The organism is Marinobacter sp. H13 (assembly GCF_059072335.1).
On record NZ_JCACRU010000001.1, the window covers coordinates 2,346,694 to 2,364,189 of the forward strand.

The window sequence follows — 17,496 nt, forward strand, 5'->3', positions numbered from 1 at the left end:
TCCCGGTTATTCGTTGGGTGAACCGGCGATTGGTGTCGCCAGGTAAGGGAACGACTCGTAGTCCGCAGGCAGGCTGGCAGGATCTGCTGCCAACTGGACGCCGTCGGTGTACTCGAGGCTGCCATCGGGCGCATCGGCAGGGTCTGCCAGTACACCCATGGCGACTCGAAGTGCGATGTCGACGGTGTCATCGTAGGGCCGGCGGCCATTCGGGAAGCCAGCATTGTCACCCGCCAGAACACCAAGATCGTTCTGACTGTCCAGCGGCGTTGGGGCAACGGCGGGCGTCAGTCGCAACATTTCGGAGGCAGTTACGCCTTCAGGCATGTTGACTCCCGGTACGCCGGTGAGGAATGCCGTGACAAGATCGTTGCGCGGAAAGTTGTTCGGTGCAGTCACGGGGAACAAAACTTCCAGAAGCTCCGGCAGTGTCGGGTGTGTCACATAGGTGGCGAACTGCCCATCATCCTTGGGTTCGCTGGCGTTGAAACGGTCTTTGTCCTTGAGGCCGATAACCACCTCGTTAACCAGCGGCATGCCCAGGCGGGAAACCTGGGTGTAGGCTCCGCCTTCAACGGTTGCGCCCCGGCTTTCGGTGCTGGGGGCAGGGTTGATGATGCGTGCCTGACGAACGCTCGCTGTTGTCCAGGCACCGATCACCGGCTGGCCGTTGGAGTTCATGGCGGTGCCAGTCAGGCACTCGGTGGGTACATCCAGGGCAAAGGAGGTTACGTTCTTGTCGGCCAGATCGCCGGGGCCTTCTCCATCCCGGGCGCCCAGGGGGTTGGTGTTTACCAGGTCGAAAATTTCACCCAGGTTTACTGCAAACGCCTCCTGGCGCTGGCCGACAAATACCCGGCCGTTGGTGGCGCAACCGGGAATGGCGATATCAAACACGTGTTGGCTGGCGTAGCCGGCGTAATCACCAAAGGACTTTGCACCGATGTTGTCCACCGGTTTATCGAAAGTTTCAGTGCCCGTGTTCACGTTGGTGGCGGCCTGCACGGCGCCCGTGCGGCGATCGCCGGAAATAACATCCACCGTGTAGGTTTGTCGCAACTGAACGTTGCCGGCGTCACTTGCGTCGCCGATGTTCTTAAGGGGCACAGACACCATCCGCTGGTCGCCATCTGGCCCGACCGGCAACTGAATATCGTTCAGGTTGTCTTCCAGCTGGAACCGGAACGTCAGATCCTCAACGGCATCGCCGTCGTTGTCGACGTGAATCTCATAGATGGCATCGTCGTCCAGATCGAAATAATTGGGACCGCCATAGGCGTCCTGCAGAGGCAGGTAATTGGCAATAAGGGTCACGAAATCCGCTCTGCCGGACTCGTAGCTCCGAAACATGTAGAAGTCGGTGCCGTCGACTTTCGGGATTTCGGTGATGAAGGGCGCTTCGCGGTGGCTCGAAGCCTGGGCCAGGCCGGTGGCGAGGCAGGTTCCGGCCACGGCGATAGCGAGGCTGGACCGCTTCAGAATTGTTTTCATGTTGTTTTCCTCTCTGTGTTTGGGTGCGTCGGGGGAAGGAACGGGTGGTGGACGTCAAAAGTTGCAGCTGTTGCAAAAAAACTTTCTTGGTAGACACGCAACTTCCGCGTTCCCGCGCTCGTACCTTTTGCAGTTACCAGAAAAATGAGGGTGTTTATGGCTTATGCCGAGGTGAATCAGGACGAGTTGATGCGCTTGCTGCGGTCAGTGGCAAGGAAGGACCGGAAAGCGTTTCAAGAACTCTATAGCAAGGTCGCGGCGAGGATGTTCGGCCTTTGCATCAAGCTGGCAAACCATCGTGAGCTGGCCGAGGAAGCAATGCAGGAGAGCTTTATTCAGATCTGGCATCACGCGGGCGAGTACCATCGGGACAGGGGTGCGCCGCTCGGTTGGATGATGACCATTGCGCGCTACCGGACCCTGGACCTGATGCGAGCCCGCAAAGTACGGCAGACGACCGGAGATGAGCACCTTGACAAGGTTGAGGACAACCGTGGTGGACCTCTGGATGACTCCTTGCGGATCTCCGGGTCGGCCCAGCTCACGGGGTGCCTTGAAGAGCTCAGTGATGTTCAGCGTGACAGCATTCTGCTCGCCTACTACCGGGGTTTTACTCACGATGAGCTGTCGAAAACCCTGAGCTCACCCGTTGGGACGGTGAAAAGCTGGATTCGAAGGGGGCTTATGGCATTGAAGAGGTGTCTTGAGCGATGAAAAAAACACCCGAGCGCGTAGAGATTCTTGCGGCGGAATATGTTCTGGGTTCTTTGAAAGGCCCTGCTCGCCTCCGCTTCGAGGGATGGATGATGGAATCCGGTCGGGTTCGTCAGGAAGTCTGGTTCTGGGAGCAGCAGCTCGGCGCCCTGTCGACGATCGCCATCCCGGAGACGCCCCCGCCAAGCATCTGGTCGGGCATCCAGCAACGGTTGTGGCCCGAACACTCCAAACCGAAAGCCCCGGTTTCCTCAAGAGCCGGATGGTTTTGGCCAGGCTGGGGATTGACGGCAACCGCAGCGGCGGTCTTTTTCGCCGTTCTGTTAGTTTTACAGCCGTCTCCCGTTCCAGAAAGGCCCATGTTAGCCGGGGCGATCATCGAGGCCGAACTTGGCGACCCGCTGTGGCTGTTAAGTGAGACGGATCGTGGCAACCTGCTGAAATTGCGCGCTGTTGCCGCAGGCTCCGCGGAGTCCGGTAAGGATTATGAGCTCTGGGTTGTACCAGAGGAGGGGCGGCCTCTTTCGCTAGGGGTCCTGCCGGCGAGTGAAACTCACCAGGTGGGGCTGTCGGATGAAGCTCAGAGCTCATTGAGCGGCAGCCGGACCCTTGCGATCAGTCTCGAACCCGAAGGTGGATCACCGACTGGGGCTCCAACCGGGCCGATTCTGCACGTCACCAAGCTCTACGAGCTGTGAACGAGCGTTAATGTGTAGAGATCAGGTTCAGGCAGAGCTGCGCATTCTGGATAAAGTGGCCAAACGCTGATAACTGCTCTTTTGAGGGTAGGTAAGCGCCGGCTGCATTGTCCGCGTAAAACAGGCCGATCAGACGACCATTCGCCTTGATCGGCCCGATAAGCGCCGGCACTTTGCCAAGCCACTGATCGTAAGGTACGCCTTCCGAGTTCCGTTTGGGTTCGTAGATGCTGCAATGGGCATGGGGCAGAAGCGAGCCCAGTGGCCCGCTGCCATCCTTACGGATTACAAAATGCTGTCGCCATTCTTCGGTGCCGCGGCCTCCGAGCTTTCGGGGCACCAGTTCGTTGCCGGTTCGGTCACTCATCAGCAGAGCGACTCGCTGCATACCGACAGCCCTGTGGATGCCCTCAATGATCAACTGGCATACTTCGTTGATGTCCGGTTTCTCCGCCAGGCAATGGCTCAATTCACGCAGAATTTCCAGCTGAAGTTCCGGGTCCATTTCCGGAGCCGTCGCCCCGCTGTCGCCGGCCTTGCCTTCGGCGCCCGGCATCATGGCGGTTACCTGGGGGATGCCGAGGGAGACTGCCACCCGAGTCGCCTCCGAGGCGTTTACCTTGAGCCGGTCGCGAACCACGGCCGGGCTCTCGCCAATGTCCTTGCCCAGGCGTTCGAGTAGCTTATCCATGTCCGGACCGCTCCAGCCCTGTTCGGACAACCGGGCCATATCTACGGAATTCCGTACCAGGCTTGAGGCCATGGAATTTGCCTGTCCCGGTGAGACAACATCCTTGATAAAGGGTCCCAGGGACCAGGCATCAACAAGGCCCCGGGTGATTTCGGTAAAGGTTGAGTGCAGCACGGCCTTCTGCGCCTCAACCGGGGGCTCTTCAAGGCGCAGGCGTTCCTCCAGTTCCGTGGCCTGGTCGGTTTCGCAGGACCAGAAGGCCAGCTCGCCAATGTTCATCAGCAATGCCCCGATAAACACCTCTTCTAGCGCGGTCTCGTTGCGTTTCGGCATCAGACACCGGGCCTGGACAGCGGCATGGATCGCCCGGGCCAGGCAGCGCAAAAGGTGGGGACGGTCGTTCCGTTTCAGCAGGGTGTCGACGATCAGTGAGGAAATCGCCATGGACTTCACCGCGTCGAAGCCGATCAGGGTGATAGCCCGGCTAACGGTGCTGACCTGGGTTCGGGTCTGGTTGTAGAACACGGTATTGGACAGCCGCAGAACCTGGGAGGTGAGCTGGGCATCGTTGAGAATCACGTTGGCCAGCTCGTTGACTGTGCTGTTCTGGCTATCGGTCAGCTCATTAATGCGTCGAAGCGTATTGGCCAGTACCGGTAGCTCGACCTTGCTGAGATAGGTTACCCATGCCTGGGTGGAGTTCATCCTTGAGGGCGTTGGTTGTTTTTCGTTGGTCACGTTGGTGAGTCTCTGGGCAGCGCGTCTCTGAAAGAGCTCCGGGGAAATGTAAGGTTCTTTTGTTATCCAAGTTTAGTTCACCGGGCTGTGCGGTGTCAGGTAACCGTTTGTGTAGGGACATCTACCCACACTGAGAATCATTCCGGAATTCGGGTTTGCCAACCGAATGGGCTATAATCGCCGGTTTTTAACGCTGCACCCACAAGGCGCTGACCGTGATTGTATTTGACCAGGTACAGAAGTCGTATCAGGTAGGCGGCCGGGCGATCCCCGCGCTTCATCCCACCGATATGACCATTGAAACCGGCGAGGTATTCGGCATCGTTGGCCATTCCGGCGCCGGTAAATCGACGCTGGTGCGTCTGATCAACCTGCTGGAACCACCCACCGGCGGTCGTATTCTGATCGACGACGAGAACATTACCGACTACGACGCTGCCGAACTCCGTGCCTTTCGCCGCAAGGTGGGAATGATCTTCCAGCACTTCAACCTGCTGTCGTCGAAAACCGTGGCGGACAACATTGCCTTCCCGATGAAGCTGGCGGGCATCTACTCGAAGACCGAGATCCGTGACCGGGTTGAGGAACTGCTGGCCCGGGTCAGCCTCACCGACCACGCCAACAAATACCCATCGCAGCTCTCCGGCGGGCAGAAACAGCGAGTGGGCATTGCCCGCGCCCTGGCCTGCCGGCCCACGATCCTGCTGTGCGACGAAGCCACCAGCGCTCTTGACCCGCAAACGACCCAGTCGGTGCTGAAGCTGCTGGCCGACATCAACCGGGAACTGGGCCTGACCATCGTACTGATCACCCATGAAATGGACGTGGTGCGCCGGGTCTGCGATCGCGTGGCAGTGATGGACGCTGGTGAAGTGGTCGAAATGGGCCCGGTCAGCGAGGTGTTCCTGCACCCGAAGCACCCGACCACACGAGACTTTGTCTTCGAGAGCGAAAGCATTGGCCGGGACGAACTCCAGGAGGACCTGAGCAAGGCCAGCGGCCGGATCCTCCGCCTGACCTTCAAGGGCGAATCCACCTATAAACCGCTGCTGGGCAGCGTTGCCCGGGAGTCCGGCGTGGATTTCAGCATTCTTTCCGGCCGAATCGACCACATCAAGGACACACCCTACGGCCAGCTGACCCTGTCACTGGTGGGCGGTGATCTCGAGGTGGCCATGCAGGCGCTCAAGGCTGCCGACGTTCACGTGGAGGTGCTGCGCTGATGGAAGACCTGTTAAGCAATGTAGACTGGACCGAAATTGGCTGGGCCAGCTGGGATACCCTGGTGATGGTGGGTATGTCCCTGCTGTTCAGCGTCCTGATCGGCCTACCCATCGGCGTTCTTCTGTTCCTGTTCGGCAAACGCCAGCTGCTGGAACAGCCGGTGGCCTATGCGGTGCTGTCGTTCGTGGTGAACGTGCTCCGTTCGGTGCCATTCATCATCCTGCTGATCGTAATGATCCCCTTCACCGTAATGCTGATCGGCACGTCGCTGGGCGTCGCCGGAGCGATTCCGCCGCTGGTGGCGGGCGGTGCGCCGTTCTTCGCACGGTTGGTGGAAACCTCCCTGCGAGAAGTGGATCGCGGCATCATCGAGGCCACCCAGGCCATGGGCGCCAGCGTTAAACAGATCATCTTCGGTGCTCTGTTACCGGAAGCGCTGCCAGGCATCATTGCCGGTATCACCGTTACTGCGATCACTCTGGTTTCCTACGCGGCCATGTCCGGCGTTATTGGTGGCGGTGGCTTGGGCGACCTCGCCATCCGCTTCGGCTATCAACGATTCCAGACCGACGTAATGGTCATTACAGTCGCGCTACTGGTTATTTTCGTACAGGTGCTGCAGATGGTCGGCGACCGTCTGGTTCTGTACTTCAGCAGAAAGTAGAAAAGCTGGATATAGGCCGTTGGGCGGTCGGAGTACCCTTCCGAAAACGTGGAGCGCCAGGGATGGCGCGACCGAGCCCTACACGGACGTATTCACGGGCGTTTTTCGGAAGGGTACTCCGACCGACAGCCGTACTCCCAACCCGAACTCACTCGTTCAAGATGCTCAACAGGAGAATCGATCTATGAATTTGAAGAAAACACTCGCAGCACTGGCTGCCGCAGCCACTTTCTCCGGCGCCGTTGCTGCCGAAGAGCTCTCCGTAGCCGCAACCCCGGTTCCCCATGCCGAGATCCTGGAATTCGTGAAGCCACAGCTCGCCGAGCAGGGTGTAGAGCTGGACGTGAAGGTTTTCACTGATTACATCCAGCCGAACATTCAGGTGGACCAGAAGCGGATGGACGCCAACTTCTTCCAGCACCAGCCGTACCTGGACGAGTTTAACGATGGCCGTGGTACTGACCTTGTAACCGTAGCCGGTGTCCACGTGGAGCCGTTCGGGGCCTACTCCAGCAAAATTGAATCGCTGGACGCACTTGAAGACGGTGCGGTTGTCGCCATCCCTAACGACCCCACCAACGGAGGTCGTGCCCTGCTGCTGCTCCAGAAGGCGGGTCTGATCACCCTGAAGGACGAGAGCAAGATCACAGCGACACCCCGTGATATTGCCGATAACCCGAAAGACCTGGACTTCAAGGAACTGGAAGCAGCCACCCTGCCCCGTATCCTGAACCAGGTGGACCTGGCGCTGATCAACACCAACTATGCCCTGGAAGCCGGCCTGAACCCCTCTGAAGACGCGCTGGTGATTGAGGGCTCCGAGTCACCTTATGTGAACATCCTGGTGGCCCGTCCGGACAACAAGGACAGCGAGGCTATGCAGAAACTGGCTGCGGCTCTGAAGTCTGATGCGGTTCGCGACTTCATCATGGAAAAGTATGAGGGTGCAGTGGTTCCGGCATTCTGATTGCCTGACCCACGACCATGAAAAAGGCCGGACAGCGAATGCTGCCCGGCCTTTTTTATAGGCTTAAGAGGCTAGTGATCAGTCACCGCTCCAGTTGGCTTTAGGGTCTGGTGTCATCCGCAGGTAGGATTTGACAGCCTTGTAGCCTTTCGGGAAGCGTTGCTTGATTTCTTCCTCGTCCTGAAGGGACGGAACGATAACGACATCGCCACCACGCTCCCAGTTGCCCGGGGTCGCGACCTTGTGTTCGTCGGTCAGCTGCAGCGAATCGATCACCCGCAGAACTTCGTTGAAGTTACGACCGGTGCTGGCCGGGTAGGTAATCATCAAGCGAACCTTCTTGTTCGGGTCGATCACGAACAGCGAGCGCACGGTAAGGCTGCTGTCGGCATTCGGGTGAATCATGTCGTACAGCTGGGACACCTTGCGATCATGGTCTGCAATGATCGGGAAGTTTACCGCGCAGCCCTGGGTTTCATTGATGTCCTTGATCCACTCGTGGTGGGAATCGACCGGATCAACGCTCAGTGCGATGGCCTTGACGCCGCGCTTGGCGAACTCGTCCTTCAGTTTGGCGGTCAGGCCCAGCTCGGTCGTGCAGACCGGGGTGAAATCCGCCGGGTGCGAGAACAGCACGCCCCAGCTGTCGCCCAGCCAGTCGTAAAACGAAATCTTCCCTTCACTGGAGTCCTGTTCAAAATCAGGGGCGGTATCTCCGAGACGTAAAGTCATGTGTACTCTCCTTTGATCATGTTAGTGACAATTTCGTTTGTTATTCCGGCCCTGAAACGGCCGGGTTGTGTTCTGAGTGTATACGACAAACCTTGGTGCCAGATGAAGCAATTACAAGGGGCTCAGACCCCCAGCGCTTTCTCCTTCTCAAAATGCTCACGGGTGAGCTTGAACACAATCGGGCTCAGCATCAGCAGGGCAATCAGGTTCGGCAATGCCATCATGGCATTCAGGGTGTCTGCCACCAGCCAGACAAAGCCCAGGTTCAGGGTGGCACCCACCGGGATAGCCAGAATCCATGCAATGCGGTACGGCACGATGGCCTTTACGCCGAACAGGAACTCAATGCAGCGCTCACCATAGAACGACCAGCCCAGAATGGTTGTGAACGCAAAAACCGCGAGGGCAATGGCTACAAGATAGTTGCCAACGCCGGGCAGCGCCTCCTGGAATGCCATGGAGGTCAGTGCCGCCCCGGATTCCCCGGAGGTCCAGGTGCCGGAGGTGATAATCACCAGTCCGGTAATCGTGCAGATGATAATGGTATCGATGAAGGTGCCGAGCATGGCCACCATGCCCTGATTGATCGGGTTTCGGGTTTGTGCGGCGGCGTGGGCAATGGGCGCGGAGCCCAGGCCGGCTTCATTGGAGAAGATGCCACGGGCCACCCCGAAGCGGATGGCTGCCCAGACTGCCGCACCGGCAAACCCACCCTCGGCGGCGATGGGGCTGAAGGCATGTTTGATCACCAGGGCAAAAGCGGCAGGAATATCCGCTGCGTTGATAGCCAGCACCACAAGCCCGGCGAGCAGATAGGAAACTGCCATCAACGGCACCAGGGCGCTGGCGACATGGCCGATCCTGCGGATACCGCCGATCAGAACCATACCCACCAGAGCCATAAGAACGAGGCCGGTCACCCAGTGCGGCAGCCCAAAGTTGGTCTCCATGACATCGGCAACCGAATTTGCCTGCACAGTATTCCCGATGCCGAAACCGGCGATGGCGGCAAAGACGGCAAACAGGACGCCAAGCCAGGCCCACTTGCGACCCAGGCCGTTGCGGATGTAATACATCGGGCCGCCCACGTGGGCACCGCGTTCGTCGACTTCGCGGAAACGCACCGCCAGGACCGCCTCGGAGTACTTGGTGGCCATGCCCACAAGGGCCGTAAGCCACATCCAGAAAAGCGCGCCGGGGCCCCCAAGGAACACGGCTGTGGCAACCCCGGCAATGTTGCCTGTGCCAACGGTGGCTGAGAGCGCTGTCATCAACGCCTGGAACGGCGGGATTTCACCCTCGGATTCAGATCCCGCGGCGGAGCGGCCTTTCCACATCAACCGGAAACCGGCGCCCAGCTTCAGCACCGGCATCAGCTTCAGGCCCAGGCTGAGGAATAGCCCGACGCCCAGAATCAGAACCAGCATGGGTGGGCCCCAGACCAGCCCGTTTATCTGCCCTACGAATTCAGAAATAGCTTCCATGGGATCTCCCTCTGTCTGCCATGGATTGGTTTGGATTTTTGACCCGGATTGGGTATAACCGGCTGAGTTTAGTCAGAAATTTTCCCATGTAAACCGATGGCCCGGTAAAAGTGGTGGATTCAGGGGTGATTGCCTATGCTCATTACAATGGCGACCATCCACCGAGGAGAGAGATTCTGCCCATGCGTTCACTCAAAGTTTCAGATGTCATGTGGAACCACATCGAGCCGGTCCGCTGTGGCACGCAGCTCACCAAGGTGGTAAAGACGCTGCTCCACAACCACGTAACCGGTCTTCCGGTTGTTGATGACCAGCGCCATGTTATCGGATTCATCTCCGAGCAGGACTGTATCCATGCCCTGCTGGTCAGCGGCTATCACCGTGAGGGCGATCCACTTGTTGACGACGTCATGTTCCGGAAACCGGTGACGATTTCGGCAGAGATGGCCGTTGTGGATCTTGCCCAGAACCTCGGTGCGGGCAAGCCAAAGGTGTACCCGGTTGTGGATCACGGCAAACTGATTGGTATTGTCACCCGTACTGCTATCCTGGCCGAGTTGGCGCGCACCGGTTTCGGTCTGGAGCCGCCAAAGCACGCCAGTGCCCTGGACTGAAACACACTTATTTTCTGAATTGAGGACACTATGGAACTCCTATCCACGAACGTCTGTTTCGAAGGCGAGCACCGCCGCTACCGGCATACTTCCGCTACCCTCGAATGCGACATGGAGTTTGCGGTGTACCTGCCGCCCGTGGCTGTGGGCTCCAACCCGAAGAAGGTGCCGGTTCTCTACTGGCTATCAGGGCTGACCTGCACCGACCAGAATTTCATGCAAAAGGCGGGTGCCCAGAAACGGGCCGCTCAGCTGGGGATGGCCATCGTTTGTCCTGACACCAGCCCCCGTGGAGTGAACCTGCCGGGCGAGGATGACAGTTATGACTTTGGCTCCGGCGCCGGCTTCTACATCAACGCCACAGAGCAACCCTGGGCACCCCATTACCGGATGTACGACTACGTGGTGAAGGAATTGCCGCAGTTGATCGAGAATGAATTGCCGGTAACAGACAAGCGCTCCGTCAGCGGCCACTCCATGGGCGGCCACGGCGCTCTGATCTGCGCCCTGAAGAATCCGGGCCGCTACGCCTCGGTGTCGGCGTTTGCGCCCATCGCCAACCCAACCGAGTGCCCCTGGGGCCAGAAAGCCTTCAAGGGCTATCTTGGAGACGATCCGCGAAGTTGGGAAGAATGGGATGCCACATTGCTCATTCCCACCGCTCGGGAGCGGTTGCCGCTACTGGTGGACCAGGGCACGGCGGACGAGTTTCTGGACAGCCAGCTGAACCCGGATGCGCTGGCGGACGCCTGTGAGAAGTTCCACCATCACATCAACCTGCGCATGCACCGGGGCTATGATCACAGCTATTTCTTCATTGCCTCATTCATTGATGATCACCTTGATCATCATGCAAAAGCACTGGGTTTATAGCATGGTGACATTGGTCAGGAGCGGAAGCCCCAGACCAGGCTGAAGTCCATGGAAGGCATGACTTCCGGCTCTTCCAGGGACTGGATGCCGAAATCCGGCTCGCTGGTGTCCCGCTCGAAGGTGCCGGTGTAACGGTTGCCACGGGGACCGAAAATGGCTTTGACGAAAGGTCCCCGGGCTCTGACTGGCCGGCGGGTAACCACGCCCACTTCGTTGTTTTCCAGACGAACCAGAATGCCGGGCGGATACTCCCCGAGAATCTGCAGCAGGGCCTTGGGGATGGCCGGTCGGAACTTGCCGTCGGCCAGGTTGGCAATCAGCTTCCGGGCGTCGGCCACATTCATGCGCTGCCGGTAGGCCCGTTTGGTGATCATGGCCACGTAACGCTCTGCCAGCGCCAGGATCTCCGCTTCCGGCCGTATTTCGGTGCCACTCAGACCTTTCGGATAGCCGCTTCCGTCGGCCTGCTCGTGGTGTTGCGCAATGATGGTCAGCAGCAGCTTGTTGTCGATACCGGCGGCCTGCAGGGCCTGGATGCTGCGTTCGGGGTGTTTGCGAATGACGCCGCGCTGTTCATCGTTCAGCACTGTATTGGACGCATTCAGCTTGTCGGCGATGGGCACGAGGGCAAGATTGGCAGTAAGGGCGGCAGCAGTCAGTACTGCAACTCGCTTCTCCTCCAGGCCGAATTGCCGGCCAATAAACTGGCAAAGAATGGCGTAAAACAGGATCTGTTCGTGAATGACCGGGCCGATTGAGTAGAGGTGAACCAGTGCCAGGGTTGCATCGGGTGATTCCGTGCATGTGCGCTCGATCATCCGGGCCAGACCGAGGAGCCGTTTTTGGGCCGAAGGATCAGAATCGGTAATGGCTTTCAGGGTAGCTTCAAGGGAGTGGAGCAGGTCCGGGTAATCGGCAAACGGGTTCCTGTCCCGGTTATCCTCGAACACTTCTTCCTGAGGGCGTTCGATCTTGCGAGGTTTGAATCGGCCGCGCTCGAACAATTGCTCCAGCTGGGAATCTGTCTGAATCACATAGCCCTGGCGCAGAAGGATATTACCGTCTGCATCGTAGACGTCCCAGGGCAGGGGCCGGCCGATGGTCAGCGCCCCGGGCGCAATTCGGACAAGTTCGGTCAAATCAGCTGTCTCTGGTACAGGTTAATTGTGTCGCCAGTGTAACCCCGAATGCGGCTGGGGCTCCACTGGCGCGGGCTGGCTCTGGCCAGGAAGCAGTGTGGTTTTACCTGATTTTACCGCTGCCCCTGTTTCGGGAGGAAGAAAAAATGAGCAAGCGTTCACACTTTGTCTTTTTTGATAGAGAATATGTAAAGAATCGTTGTCCTTTAACGATCATTCAAATTGGTTGAGCTATTCTGGGATTCTGGATAGTACTTTTGTCGGACGAAAACGCTAAATGCTCCATCGCCTTAAGACCGATTTCCGATTATCGATCATCACCCTTCTGGGGGTGAGCGCGTTCCTGGGGATTACTCCATTTGCCGTGATGCGCTACCTGCAGGGAAATCTATTGGCCGGACTGGTGGATACGACGATTCTTCTCGGTATCTGCTCTGCGCTGGTCTATGCATGGGTAACCGGGGACACGCGACGAAGTGGCGTGGTTGTCGCCAGTGTTGCTTGTGGCGGCGCGGTCGTCGTGGGCATTGTGGTAGGCGAGCCGGGACTGTTCTGGTTATACCCGTGTCTTGTCACTACCTTCTTTCTTGTTAATCCCAGGATTGCGGTAGCCTTGAACATTGCCTCGGTCATTGCCCTGATGGTTCATGGTGGGGCTTTCCGCTCTGATGTCCAGATGTGGTCGTTTGCTTCAACGGCCTTTGTGGTCAGTGCCTGCGCCTATGTCTTTGCCCACAGGAACCATGATCAGCGGGAGCGTCTGGAGCATCTGGCAACGATCGATCCGCTGACCGGCATCAAGAACCGGCGCTCAATGGATCAGGAGCTGGATCTGGCGGCAGCGAATGCCGAGCGTACCGGTTTGCCCTATGCCTTGGTCATGCTGGATATCGATCATTTCAAGAAGATCAACGATGAGCATGGCCATGGCGTGGGCGATGGTGTCTTGACCGATCTGTTGGCGCTGCTGAAACAGAACACCCGCAAGTCAGACCAGCTGTTCCGGTACGGTGGCGAAGAATTCGTACTGCTCCTGCCGGGTGTCGATGGCATTGGCCTCAAGGCAGTGATGAACAACCTGCAACAGGTGCTGCGCAAATACATGAAGCACCCCGGCGGTTCGGTGACGGCGTCGTTCGGCGTGGCACTGCTCGAGCATGGCGAAAGCGTTGATAGCTGGCTTGCCCGGGCGGATGCGGCACTCTATGAGGCCAAGGAAGCTGGCCGGGATCGTGTTGTATTTGCCGATGCTCAGCGCACGCCGGAGCTTGCAGCCGAAACGGCCTGATCGCTATTGGGAGCAAACAGAAAGAGTCTGCACCCCAACAGAATGCTGGCAGATGCCAGGCCACCCGTGAGGCCTACCCAGAAGCCGGCAGCCCCCATGGCCGGCACCAGCCAGTCCATGAACGTCAGCACATACCCAAGTGGCATACCAACGCCCCAGAATGAAAACAGCATGATGAACATGGGAATGCGGGTGTCCTTGTAACCCCGCAAGGCGCTGATGCAGGTTACCTGGATAACATCGGCAATCTGGAACAGGGCCGCAAACATCAGAAGCCTCACGGTGACCGCCTGTACCTCGGTATCACTGGTATAGAGCGCTGCGATCTCCCGGGAGAATACAAACAGCAGTATTGCAAAAACCAGCGCCGTAGCAGCCGCCAGAATCAGTGAACTTCGGGAGATGAGGCGTGCGGTGGCGGGCGCCCGGGCACCGATAAGGAAGCTGACCCGGAGAGTCAGCGCCATACCGATGCTCAACGGCAGCATGAACAGTAGAGATACCACGTTCAGGGCAATCTGGTGCCCGGCCACCACCACCGGGCCAAGGGGTGCCAGAAACAGAGCAATGACCGAGAACAGGCTGGCCTCGACAAAGATGGTGAAGCCGATGGGCACGCCGATGCCGAGGATGTAGCGAATGCCTGCCAGATCCGGCTTTACCCAATCGGAAATCAGGTGGAACTGACGGTAAACCCGGCTGCGGTTCAGGTATACCAGCAATGCCGCTGCCGCGACGCCGTTGGAAATGGACGTGGCCCAGCCACAGCCGACCCCGCCCATCGCTGGCAGTCCCAGCTTGCCGTAGATGAAGATGTAGTTCATGGGCAGGTTGATCAGCGTGCTGAGCACAGAGAACGCCATGATCACGCGAGTATGCCCGAGGCCATCGGTCAGGCCGCGCAGCGCTGTAAGTAGCAGCAGAGCCGGTATGCCCCAGGCAAAGGCGTCCAGATAACCCTGGGTAATGCGGGCGGTGTTGGCCTCCAGGTTCAGAAGCGCCAGTACCGGATGCACATGGGTCAGCAGCAGGATCATGATGACGGACCCGAAGGCGGCAAGATACAGGCCCTGCCAGGTGGCGGGCATGATTTTCCCAACCTCCCGGGCACCGTTGTAGCCGGAAATAATGGGCTGCAGTGCCCCCAGCATGCCCATGAAAAACAGGAACAGGGGCATCCACAGGCTGCTGCCAATACCCACTGCCGCAAGATCCTCGGCACTCGCGTGGCCGGCCATAATGGTATCGATCACGCCGTTGGCCATCTGGGCCAGTTGGGCGATCAGGATCGGCCCGCCCAGAATGGAGAGGGTTCGCCACTCTGTCAGTGTTCTGGTGACCAGCGGCTGGCGGGGTTCCGGTAATGGCTGGTGGGTTTCATCCATGGGTTGCTGTCCGGTGTTTCTGCACTGCAAGTTTCTCCCAAAACCGTTAAAGTACGCGCCTTGATCACAATAGATGGCAGTGGCGATGGGACTTCTGGTTTTTGTTACCGTTCTGTGGGCGTTTTCATTCAGTCTGATCGGCGAATTTCTGGCCGGCCAGGTGGACAGCGATTTTGCGGTGCTCAGCCGTGTGCTGCTCGGTGCTCTGGTGTTTCTGCCGTTCACCCGCTGGCGCGGCGTGGCTTCCGGACAGAAACTGGGCATCCTGGTTACCGGCATGCTGCAGTTCGGGATTACCTACCTCTGTCTGTACCGGTCCTTTAGCTACCTGACCGTCCCGGAAGTCCTGCTGTTCACGATTTTCACTCCGCTGTATGTGACCCTGCTGGATGACGCCCTGTTTCGCCGGTTTTCACCGGTGGCGCTCCTGGCTGCAGCCATCGCAACTGTCGGGGCGGGTATCATACGCTACGATGGGCTCAGTGAGGACTTCATTACCGGCTTCCTTTTGCTGCAGGTGGCGAATTTTACCTTTGCAGCCGGCCAGGTAGGTTACAAGCACGTGATGCAACACTACGGCACCGACTTGCCTGCCTACCGCACCTTCGGCTATTTCTTCTTCGGTGCCCTGATCATTGCGCTGCCATCCTTCCTGATATTCGGCAATGCCGAGAAGCTGCCGACCACACCGGTACAGTGGGGCATCCTGGCATGGCTGGGGCTTGCTGCCTCCGGCCTGGGTCTGTTCCTGTGGAATCGCGGTGCCTGTGTGGTTGACGCCGGCACCCTGGCTATCATGAACAATGCGTTGGTGCCTGCAGGCCTGATCGTCAACCTGCTGATCTGGAATCGAGACGCCGATTTGCTGAGGCTGGCGATTGGCGGTGGCGTGATTGCCTTCTCCCTCTGGGTAAACGCCCGCTTCCATCCCCGGGCCCGGCTGGCGGTTACGACATAAGTACCTGCACGCACTAAGGTTCCGCTCACCTCTGCCGTTACACTCCACATACGCAAGGTAACCTTTGATGAATATCAATGATATTCATCGGGGCTTACCCTTGTTTGCCCATATTTATCCCCGTGGTCAGCCCCGAGTCAGAAGGTCCGTTTATGCGCAAGAATCTCCCGGTAACCCAGCGTGAAGTAAAAATGCGGAAAGGCGGTCGGTTGATTACCACCACGGACCTGAAAGGGGTGATCACCTACTGCAACGAAGAGTTTGTGGAAATCAGCGGTTTCTCCCGGGAAGAACTGGTTGGCCAGGCTCACAACATCATCCGCCATCCGGACATGCCCCAGGCCGTATTCAAGGATATGTGGGATTACCTGAAGGCCGGCAAGGCCTGGATGGGTGTGGTGAAGAACCGGGCGAAGAGCGGCGACCATTACTGGGTCAGTGCGTACGTTACGCCGATCCGTGAGAACGGCCAGATGGTTGGCTTCGAGTCGGTTCGGGTCGAGCCGACCCGCGAGCAGATCGCCAGGGCCGAGCGGCTGTATTCCAAGATCTCTGCCGGGAAGATGACCTCATCCTTCAGCAATCGTGCCTTGTCGATGCTCCGTTCCGGCTGGCCATTCCTGGTGTCGCTGGTACTCAGCCTTGGTGCCCTCAAGATCAACCAACCTTGGTTGGCAGCAGGCCTGATTGTTGTGGGTCACGCCCTGGGGTTTGGCCTCGTGTTCAACTCCCTGGCCGCTCGCTTGCGCAAGCTGCTGGACCTTCGCCCAGATGCCTTCCGGGATCCCATTGTTGCCCGTACCTACAGCGACGAACGCGGACTGTTCTCGCAGCTGTCGCTGTTGCTGGTCAGTGAAGAGGCCCGTGTTCGGACGGCCCTGGCGCGGATTGATGACCAGGCAGAACTGCTCTATGAGCAGGCGCGGGCCTCCCACGGCTATATCAGCGATGGCGCGGCGGCAATCGCCCGGCAGCGGGCGGAAACCGATCAGACTGCCTCGGCCATCAATGAAATGACCGCCTCAATCCAGGAAGTGGCCGAGTCGGTGACCAGTAACGCCCGTGAAGCCGAGGAGGCCAATCGTCTTGCGGGTGTGGGCAGCGACCGGAGCGCCGAAGCGCTGGTTGCGATTGAAGAGCTGGTAACCCGCGTAAATGGTATTGGTTCGACGATCAGCAAGCTGGGTGAGTCCACCAACAGCATCGGTGAAGCCGCCAACCTGATTTCCGATATTGCCGAGCAAACCAACCTTCTGGCATTGAACGCGGCTATCGAAGCGGCGCGTGCCGGTGAGCAGGGCCGGGGTTTTGCAGTGGTAGCGGATGAGGTGCGCTCACTGGCCCGCCGGACTCGGGAATCCACCGTGCGGATCCAGAACGTGATCGATGATTTCCGTCAGCAGGTGGACTCGGCGGTCCAGGCAACCCGGGACGGTGAGGCTGTTGCCGGTCAGGGCCTTGAAAAGGTGCGGGAGGCCGAGAACTCGCTGCGCGATATCGTGACCTCGATCCAGACCATTTCCGACAGCTTTATCAGTATGTCTGCGGCCTTTGAGGAGCAGAGCCAGGTGTCCGACGAGATCAATCGCCAGATTACCAATATTGCCGAGCTGGCCGATCATAGTGATGCCCAGGCCGACTCCGCCAAGCAGAGCAGTGACCGGCTCAGCGCCATGTCCCGTGGCCTGAAAGACCTGATAGCCAGGTTTATCAGCAAAAACGGCTAGTTAGCTTTAGCTTCCTTTTCCTCCCGCCGGACCAATCCGGACCGGGAGGGCGCCAGCACTGGCATCGACGCGCCAGTGCTGGCAGAATCCCGCCCCAATTGCCCCGGCA

At 58.6% G+C, this 17,496-nt stretch carries 16 protein-coding genes; 10 read left to right on the forward strand and 6 right to left on the reverse strand.

Annotated elements, in window-relative coordinates:
* Positions 1–6: 6 nt before the first annotated feature.
* Entirely contained in the window at positions 7–1,491 is a 1,485-nt protein-coding gene (locus AC5JQH_RS10835) for a DUF4331 domain-containing protein (protein WP_493805579.1), read from the reverse strand.
* A gap of 156 nt (positions 1,492–1,647) precedes the next feature.
* On the opposite strand from AC5JQH_RS10835, the gene AC5JQH_RS10840 reads away from it, so the two are divergent.
* Together AC5JQH_RS10840 and AC5JQH_RS10845 are read left to right on the forward strand one after the other, a co-directional pair.
* Positions 1,648–2,205: a sigma-70 family RNA polymerase sigma factor gene (locus AC5JQH_RS10840; protein ID WP_092033033.1), complete on the forward strand. Its 558-nt coding sequence runs from the start codon at positions 1,648–1,650 to the stop codon at positions 2,203–2,205.
* Complete coding sequence (locus AC5JQH_RS10845) at positions 2,202–2,903, forward strand: anti-sigma factor (protein WP_092033032.1); 702 nt, start codon at positions 2,202–2,204, stop codon at positions 2,901–2,903. The genes AC5JQH_RS10840 and AC5JQH_RS10845 overlap by 4 nt, the downstream gene beginning before the upstream one ends.
* Positions 2,904–2,910: 7 nt before the next feature.
* Here AC5JQH_RS10845 and AC5JQH_RS10850 read toward each other — a convergent pair whose 3' ends face one another.
* On the reverse strand, positions 2,911–4,332 hold the full coding sequence (locus AC5JQH_RS10850; protein WP_491713253.1) for an HDOD domain-containing protein: 1,422 nt from the start codon (positions 4,330–4,332) through the stop codon (positions 2,911–2,913).
* 215 nt (positions 4,333–4,547) lie between these two features.
* Between AC5JQH_RS10850 and AC5JQH_RS10855 the strand changes: the two genes are divergently transcribed.
* The 3 genes from AC5JQH_RS10855 to AC5JQH_RS10865 all read left to right on the forward strand — a co-directional run bounded on the left by AC5JQH_RS10855 (position 4,548) and on the right by AC5JQH_RS10865 (position 7,187).
* Positions 4,548–5,555, forward strand: coding sequence for a methionine ABC transporter ATP-binding protein (locus AC5JQH_RS10855; protein ID WP_493805580.1), 1,008 nt, complete (start codon positions 4,548–4,550; stop codon positions 5,553–5,555).
* Positions 5,555–6,220 carry a methionine ABC transporter permease gene (locus AC5JQH_RS10860; RefSeq protein ID WP_008176989.1) on the forward strand — a complete coding sequence of 222 codons (666 nt, stop codon included), beginning with the start codon at positions 5,555–5,557 and terminating at the stop codon, positions 6,218–6,220. Before AC5JQH_RS10855 ends, AC5JQH_RS10860 begins: the two co-directional genes overlap by 1 nt.
* A gap of 184 nt (positions 6,221–6,404) precedes the next feature.
* Positions 6,405–7,187, forward strand: coding sequence for a MetQ/NlpA family ABC transporter substrate-binding protein (locus AC5JQH_RS10865; RefSeq protein ID WP_491713255.1), 783 nt, complete (start codon positions 6,405–6,407; stop codon positions 7,185–7,187).
* Positions 7,188–7,265: 78 nt separating this feature from the next.
* Here AC5JQH_RS10865 and AC5JQH_RS10870 read toward each other — a convergent pair whose 3' ends face one another.
* Positions 7,266–7,919, reverse strand: a complete 654-nt coding sequence (locus tag AC5JQH_RS10870; protein ID WP_062783364.1) for a peroxiredoxin — start codon at positions 7,917–7,919, stop codon at positions 7,266–7,268.
* A 122-nt stretch (positions 7,920–8,041) separates the two neighbouring features.
* Entirely contained in the window at positions 8,042–9,403 is a 1,362-nt protein-coding gene (locus tag AC5JQH_RS10875) for a sodium:alanine symporter family protein (RefSeq protein WP_273045691.1), read from the reverse strand.
* A 182-nt stretch (positions 9,404–9,585) separates the two neighbouring features.
* Here AC5JQH_RS10875 and AC5JQH_RS10880 point away from each other — a divergent pair, with 182 nt between their 5' ends.
* Positions 9,586–10,017: a CBS domain-containing protein gene (locus AC5JQH_RS10880; protein ID WP_008176998.1), complete on the forward strand. Its 432-nt coding sequence runs from the start codon at positions 9,586–9,588 to the stop codon at positions 10,015–10,017.
* A 30-nt stretch (positions 10,018–10,047) separates the two neighbouring features.
* The gene (fghA, locus tag AC5JQH_RS10885) at positions 10,048–10,890 is read left to right on the forward strand and encodes an S-formylglutathione hydrolase (RefSeq protein ID WP_008177000.1); all 843 of its coding nucleotides are present in this window, start codon (positions 10,048–10,050) and stop codon (positions 10,888–10,890) included.
* 14 nt (positions 10,891–10,904) lie between these two features.
* Here the strand turns inward: fghA and AC5JQH_RS10890 are convergent, their stop codons facing one another.
* On the reverse strand, positions 10,905–12,029 hold the full coding sequence (locus AC5JQH_RS10890; protein ID WP_092033022.1) for an HD-GYP domain-containing protein: 1,125 nt from the start codon (positions 12,027–12,029) through the stop codon (positions 10,905–10,907).
* Positions 12,030–12,306: 277 nt separating this feature from the next.
* Here AC5JQH_RS10890 and AC5JQH_RS10895 point away from each other — a divergent pair, with 277 nt between their 5' ends.
* Positions 12,307–13,317, forward strand: a complete 1,011-nt coding sequence (locus tag AC5JQH_RS10895) for a GGDEF domain-containing protein (RefSeq protein ID WP_493805581.1) — start codon at positions 12,307–12,309, stop codon at positions 13,315–13,317.
* Here the strand turns inward: AC5JQH_RS10895 and AC5JQH_RS10900 are convergent.
* Complete coding sequence (locus tag AC5JQH_RS10900) at positions 13,281–14,702, reverse strand: MATE family efflux transporter (RefSeq protein WP_493805582.1); 1,422 nt, start codon at positions 14,700–14,702, stop codon at positions 13,281–13,283. The two genes, AC5JQH_RS10895 and AC5JQH_RS10900, sit on opposite strands and share 37 nt — an antisense overlap.
* A gap of 85 nt (positions 14,703–14,787) precedes the next feature.
* Here AC5JQH_RS10900 and AC5JQH_RS10905 point away from each other — a divergent pair, with 85 nt between their 5' ends.
* Positions 14,788–15,660 (forward strand): carboxylate/amino acid/amine transporter, encoded by an 873-nt coding sequence (locus tag AC5JQH_RS10905; RefSeq protein WP_273084605.1) that lies wholly within the window; start codon positions 14,788–14,790, stop codon positions 15,658–15,660.
* A 152-nt stretch (positions 15,661–15,812) separates the two neighbouring features.
* On the forward strand, positions 15,813–17,387 hold the full coding sequence (locus AC5JQH_RS10910) for a methyl-accepting chemotaxis protein (protein WP_273069126.1): 1,575 nt from the start codon (positions 15,813–15,815) through the stop codon (positions 17,385–17,387).
* Positions 17,388–17,496 lie beyond the last annotated feature (109 nt).

Excerpts from the sequence above, each read along its gene's own strand:
- AC5JQH_RS10860 (WP_008176989.1), top strand. The coding sequence starts at position 5,555 with ATGGAAGACCTGTTAAGCAATGTAGACTGGACCGAAATTGGCTGGGCC.
- AC5JQH_RS10905 (WP_273084605.1), top strand. The coding sequence starts at position 14,788 with ATGGGACTTCTGGTTTTTGTTACCGTTCTGTGGGCGTTTTCATTCAGT.
- AC5JQH_RS10840 (WP_092033033.1), top strand. The coding sequence starts at position 1,648 with ATGGCTTATGCCGAGGTGAATCAGGACGAGTTGATGCGCTTGCTGCGG.
- AC5JQH_RS10910 (WP_273069126.1), top strand. The coding sequence starts at position 15,813 with ATGCGCAAGAATCTCCCGGTAACCCAGCGTGAAGTAAAAATGCGGAAA.
- AC5JQH_RS10880 (WP_008176998.1), top strand. The coding sequence starts at position 9,586 with ATGCGTTCACTCAAAGTTTCAGATGTCATGTGGAACCACATCGAGCCG.
- AC5JQH_RS10875 (WP_273045691.1), bottom strand. The coding sequence starts at position 9,403 with ATGGAAGCTATTTCTGAATTCGTAGGGCAGATAAACGGGCTGGTCTGG.
- AC5JQH_RS10845 (WP_092033032.1), top strand. The coding sequence starts at position 2,202 with ATGAAAAAAACACCCGAGCGCGTAGAGATTCTTGCGGCGGAATATGTT.
- AC5JQH_RS10835 (WP_493805579.1), bottom strand. The coding sequence starts at position 1,491 with ATGAAAACAATTCTGAAGCGGTCCAGCCTCGCTATCGCCGTGGCCGGA.
- AC5JQH_RS10895 (WP_493805581.1), top strand. The coding sequence starts at position 12,307 with ATGCTCCATCGCCTTAAGACCGATTTCCGATTATCGATCATCACCCTT.
- fghA (WP_008177000.1), top strand. The coding sequence starts at position 10,048 with ATGGAACTCCTATCCACGAACGTCTGTTTCGAAGGCGAGCACCGCCGC.
- AC5JQH_RS10900 (WP_493805582.1), bottom strand. The coding sequence starts at position 14,702 with ATGGATGAAACCCACCAGCCATTACCGGAACCCCGCCAGCCGCTGGTC.
- AC5JQH_RS10870 (WP_062783364.1), bottom strand. The coding sequence starts at position 7,919 with ATGACTTTACGTCTCGGAGATACCGCCCCTGATTTTGAACAGGACTCC.
- AC5JQH_RS10865 (WP_491713255.1), top strand. The coding sequence starts at position 6,405 with ATGAATTTGAAGAAAACACTCGCAGCACTGGCTGCCGCAGCCACTTTC.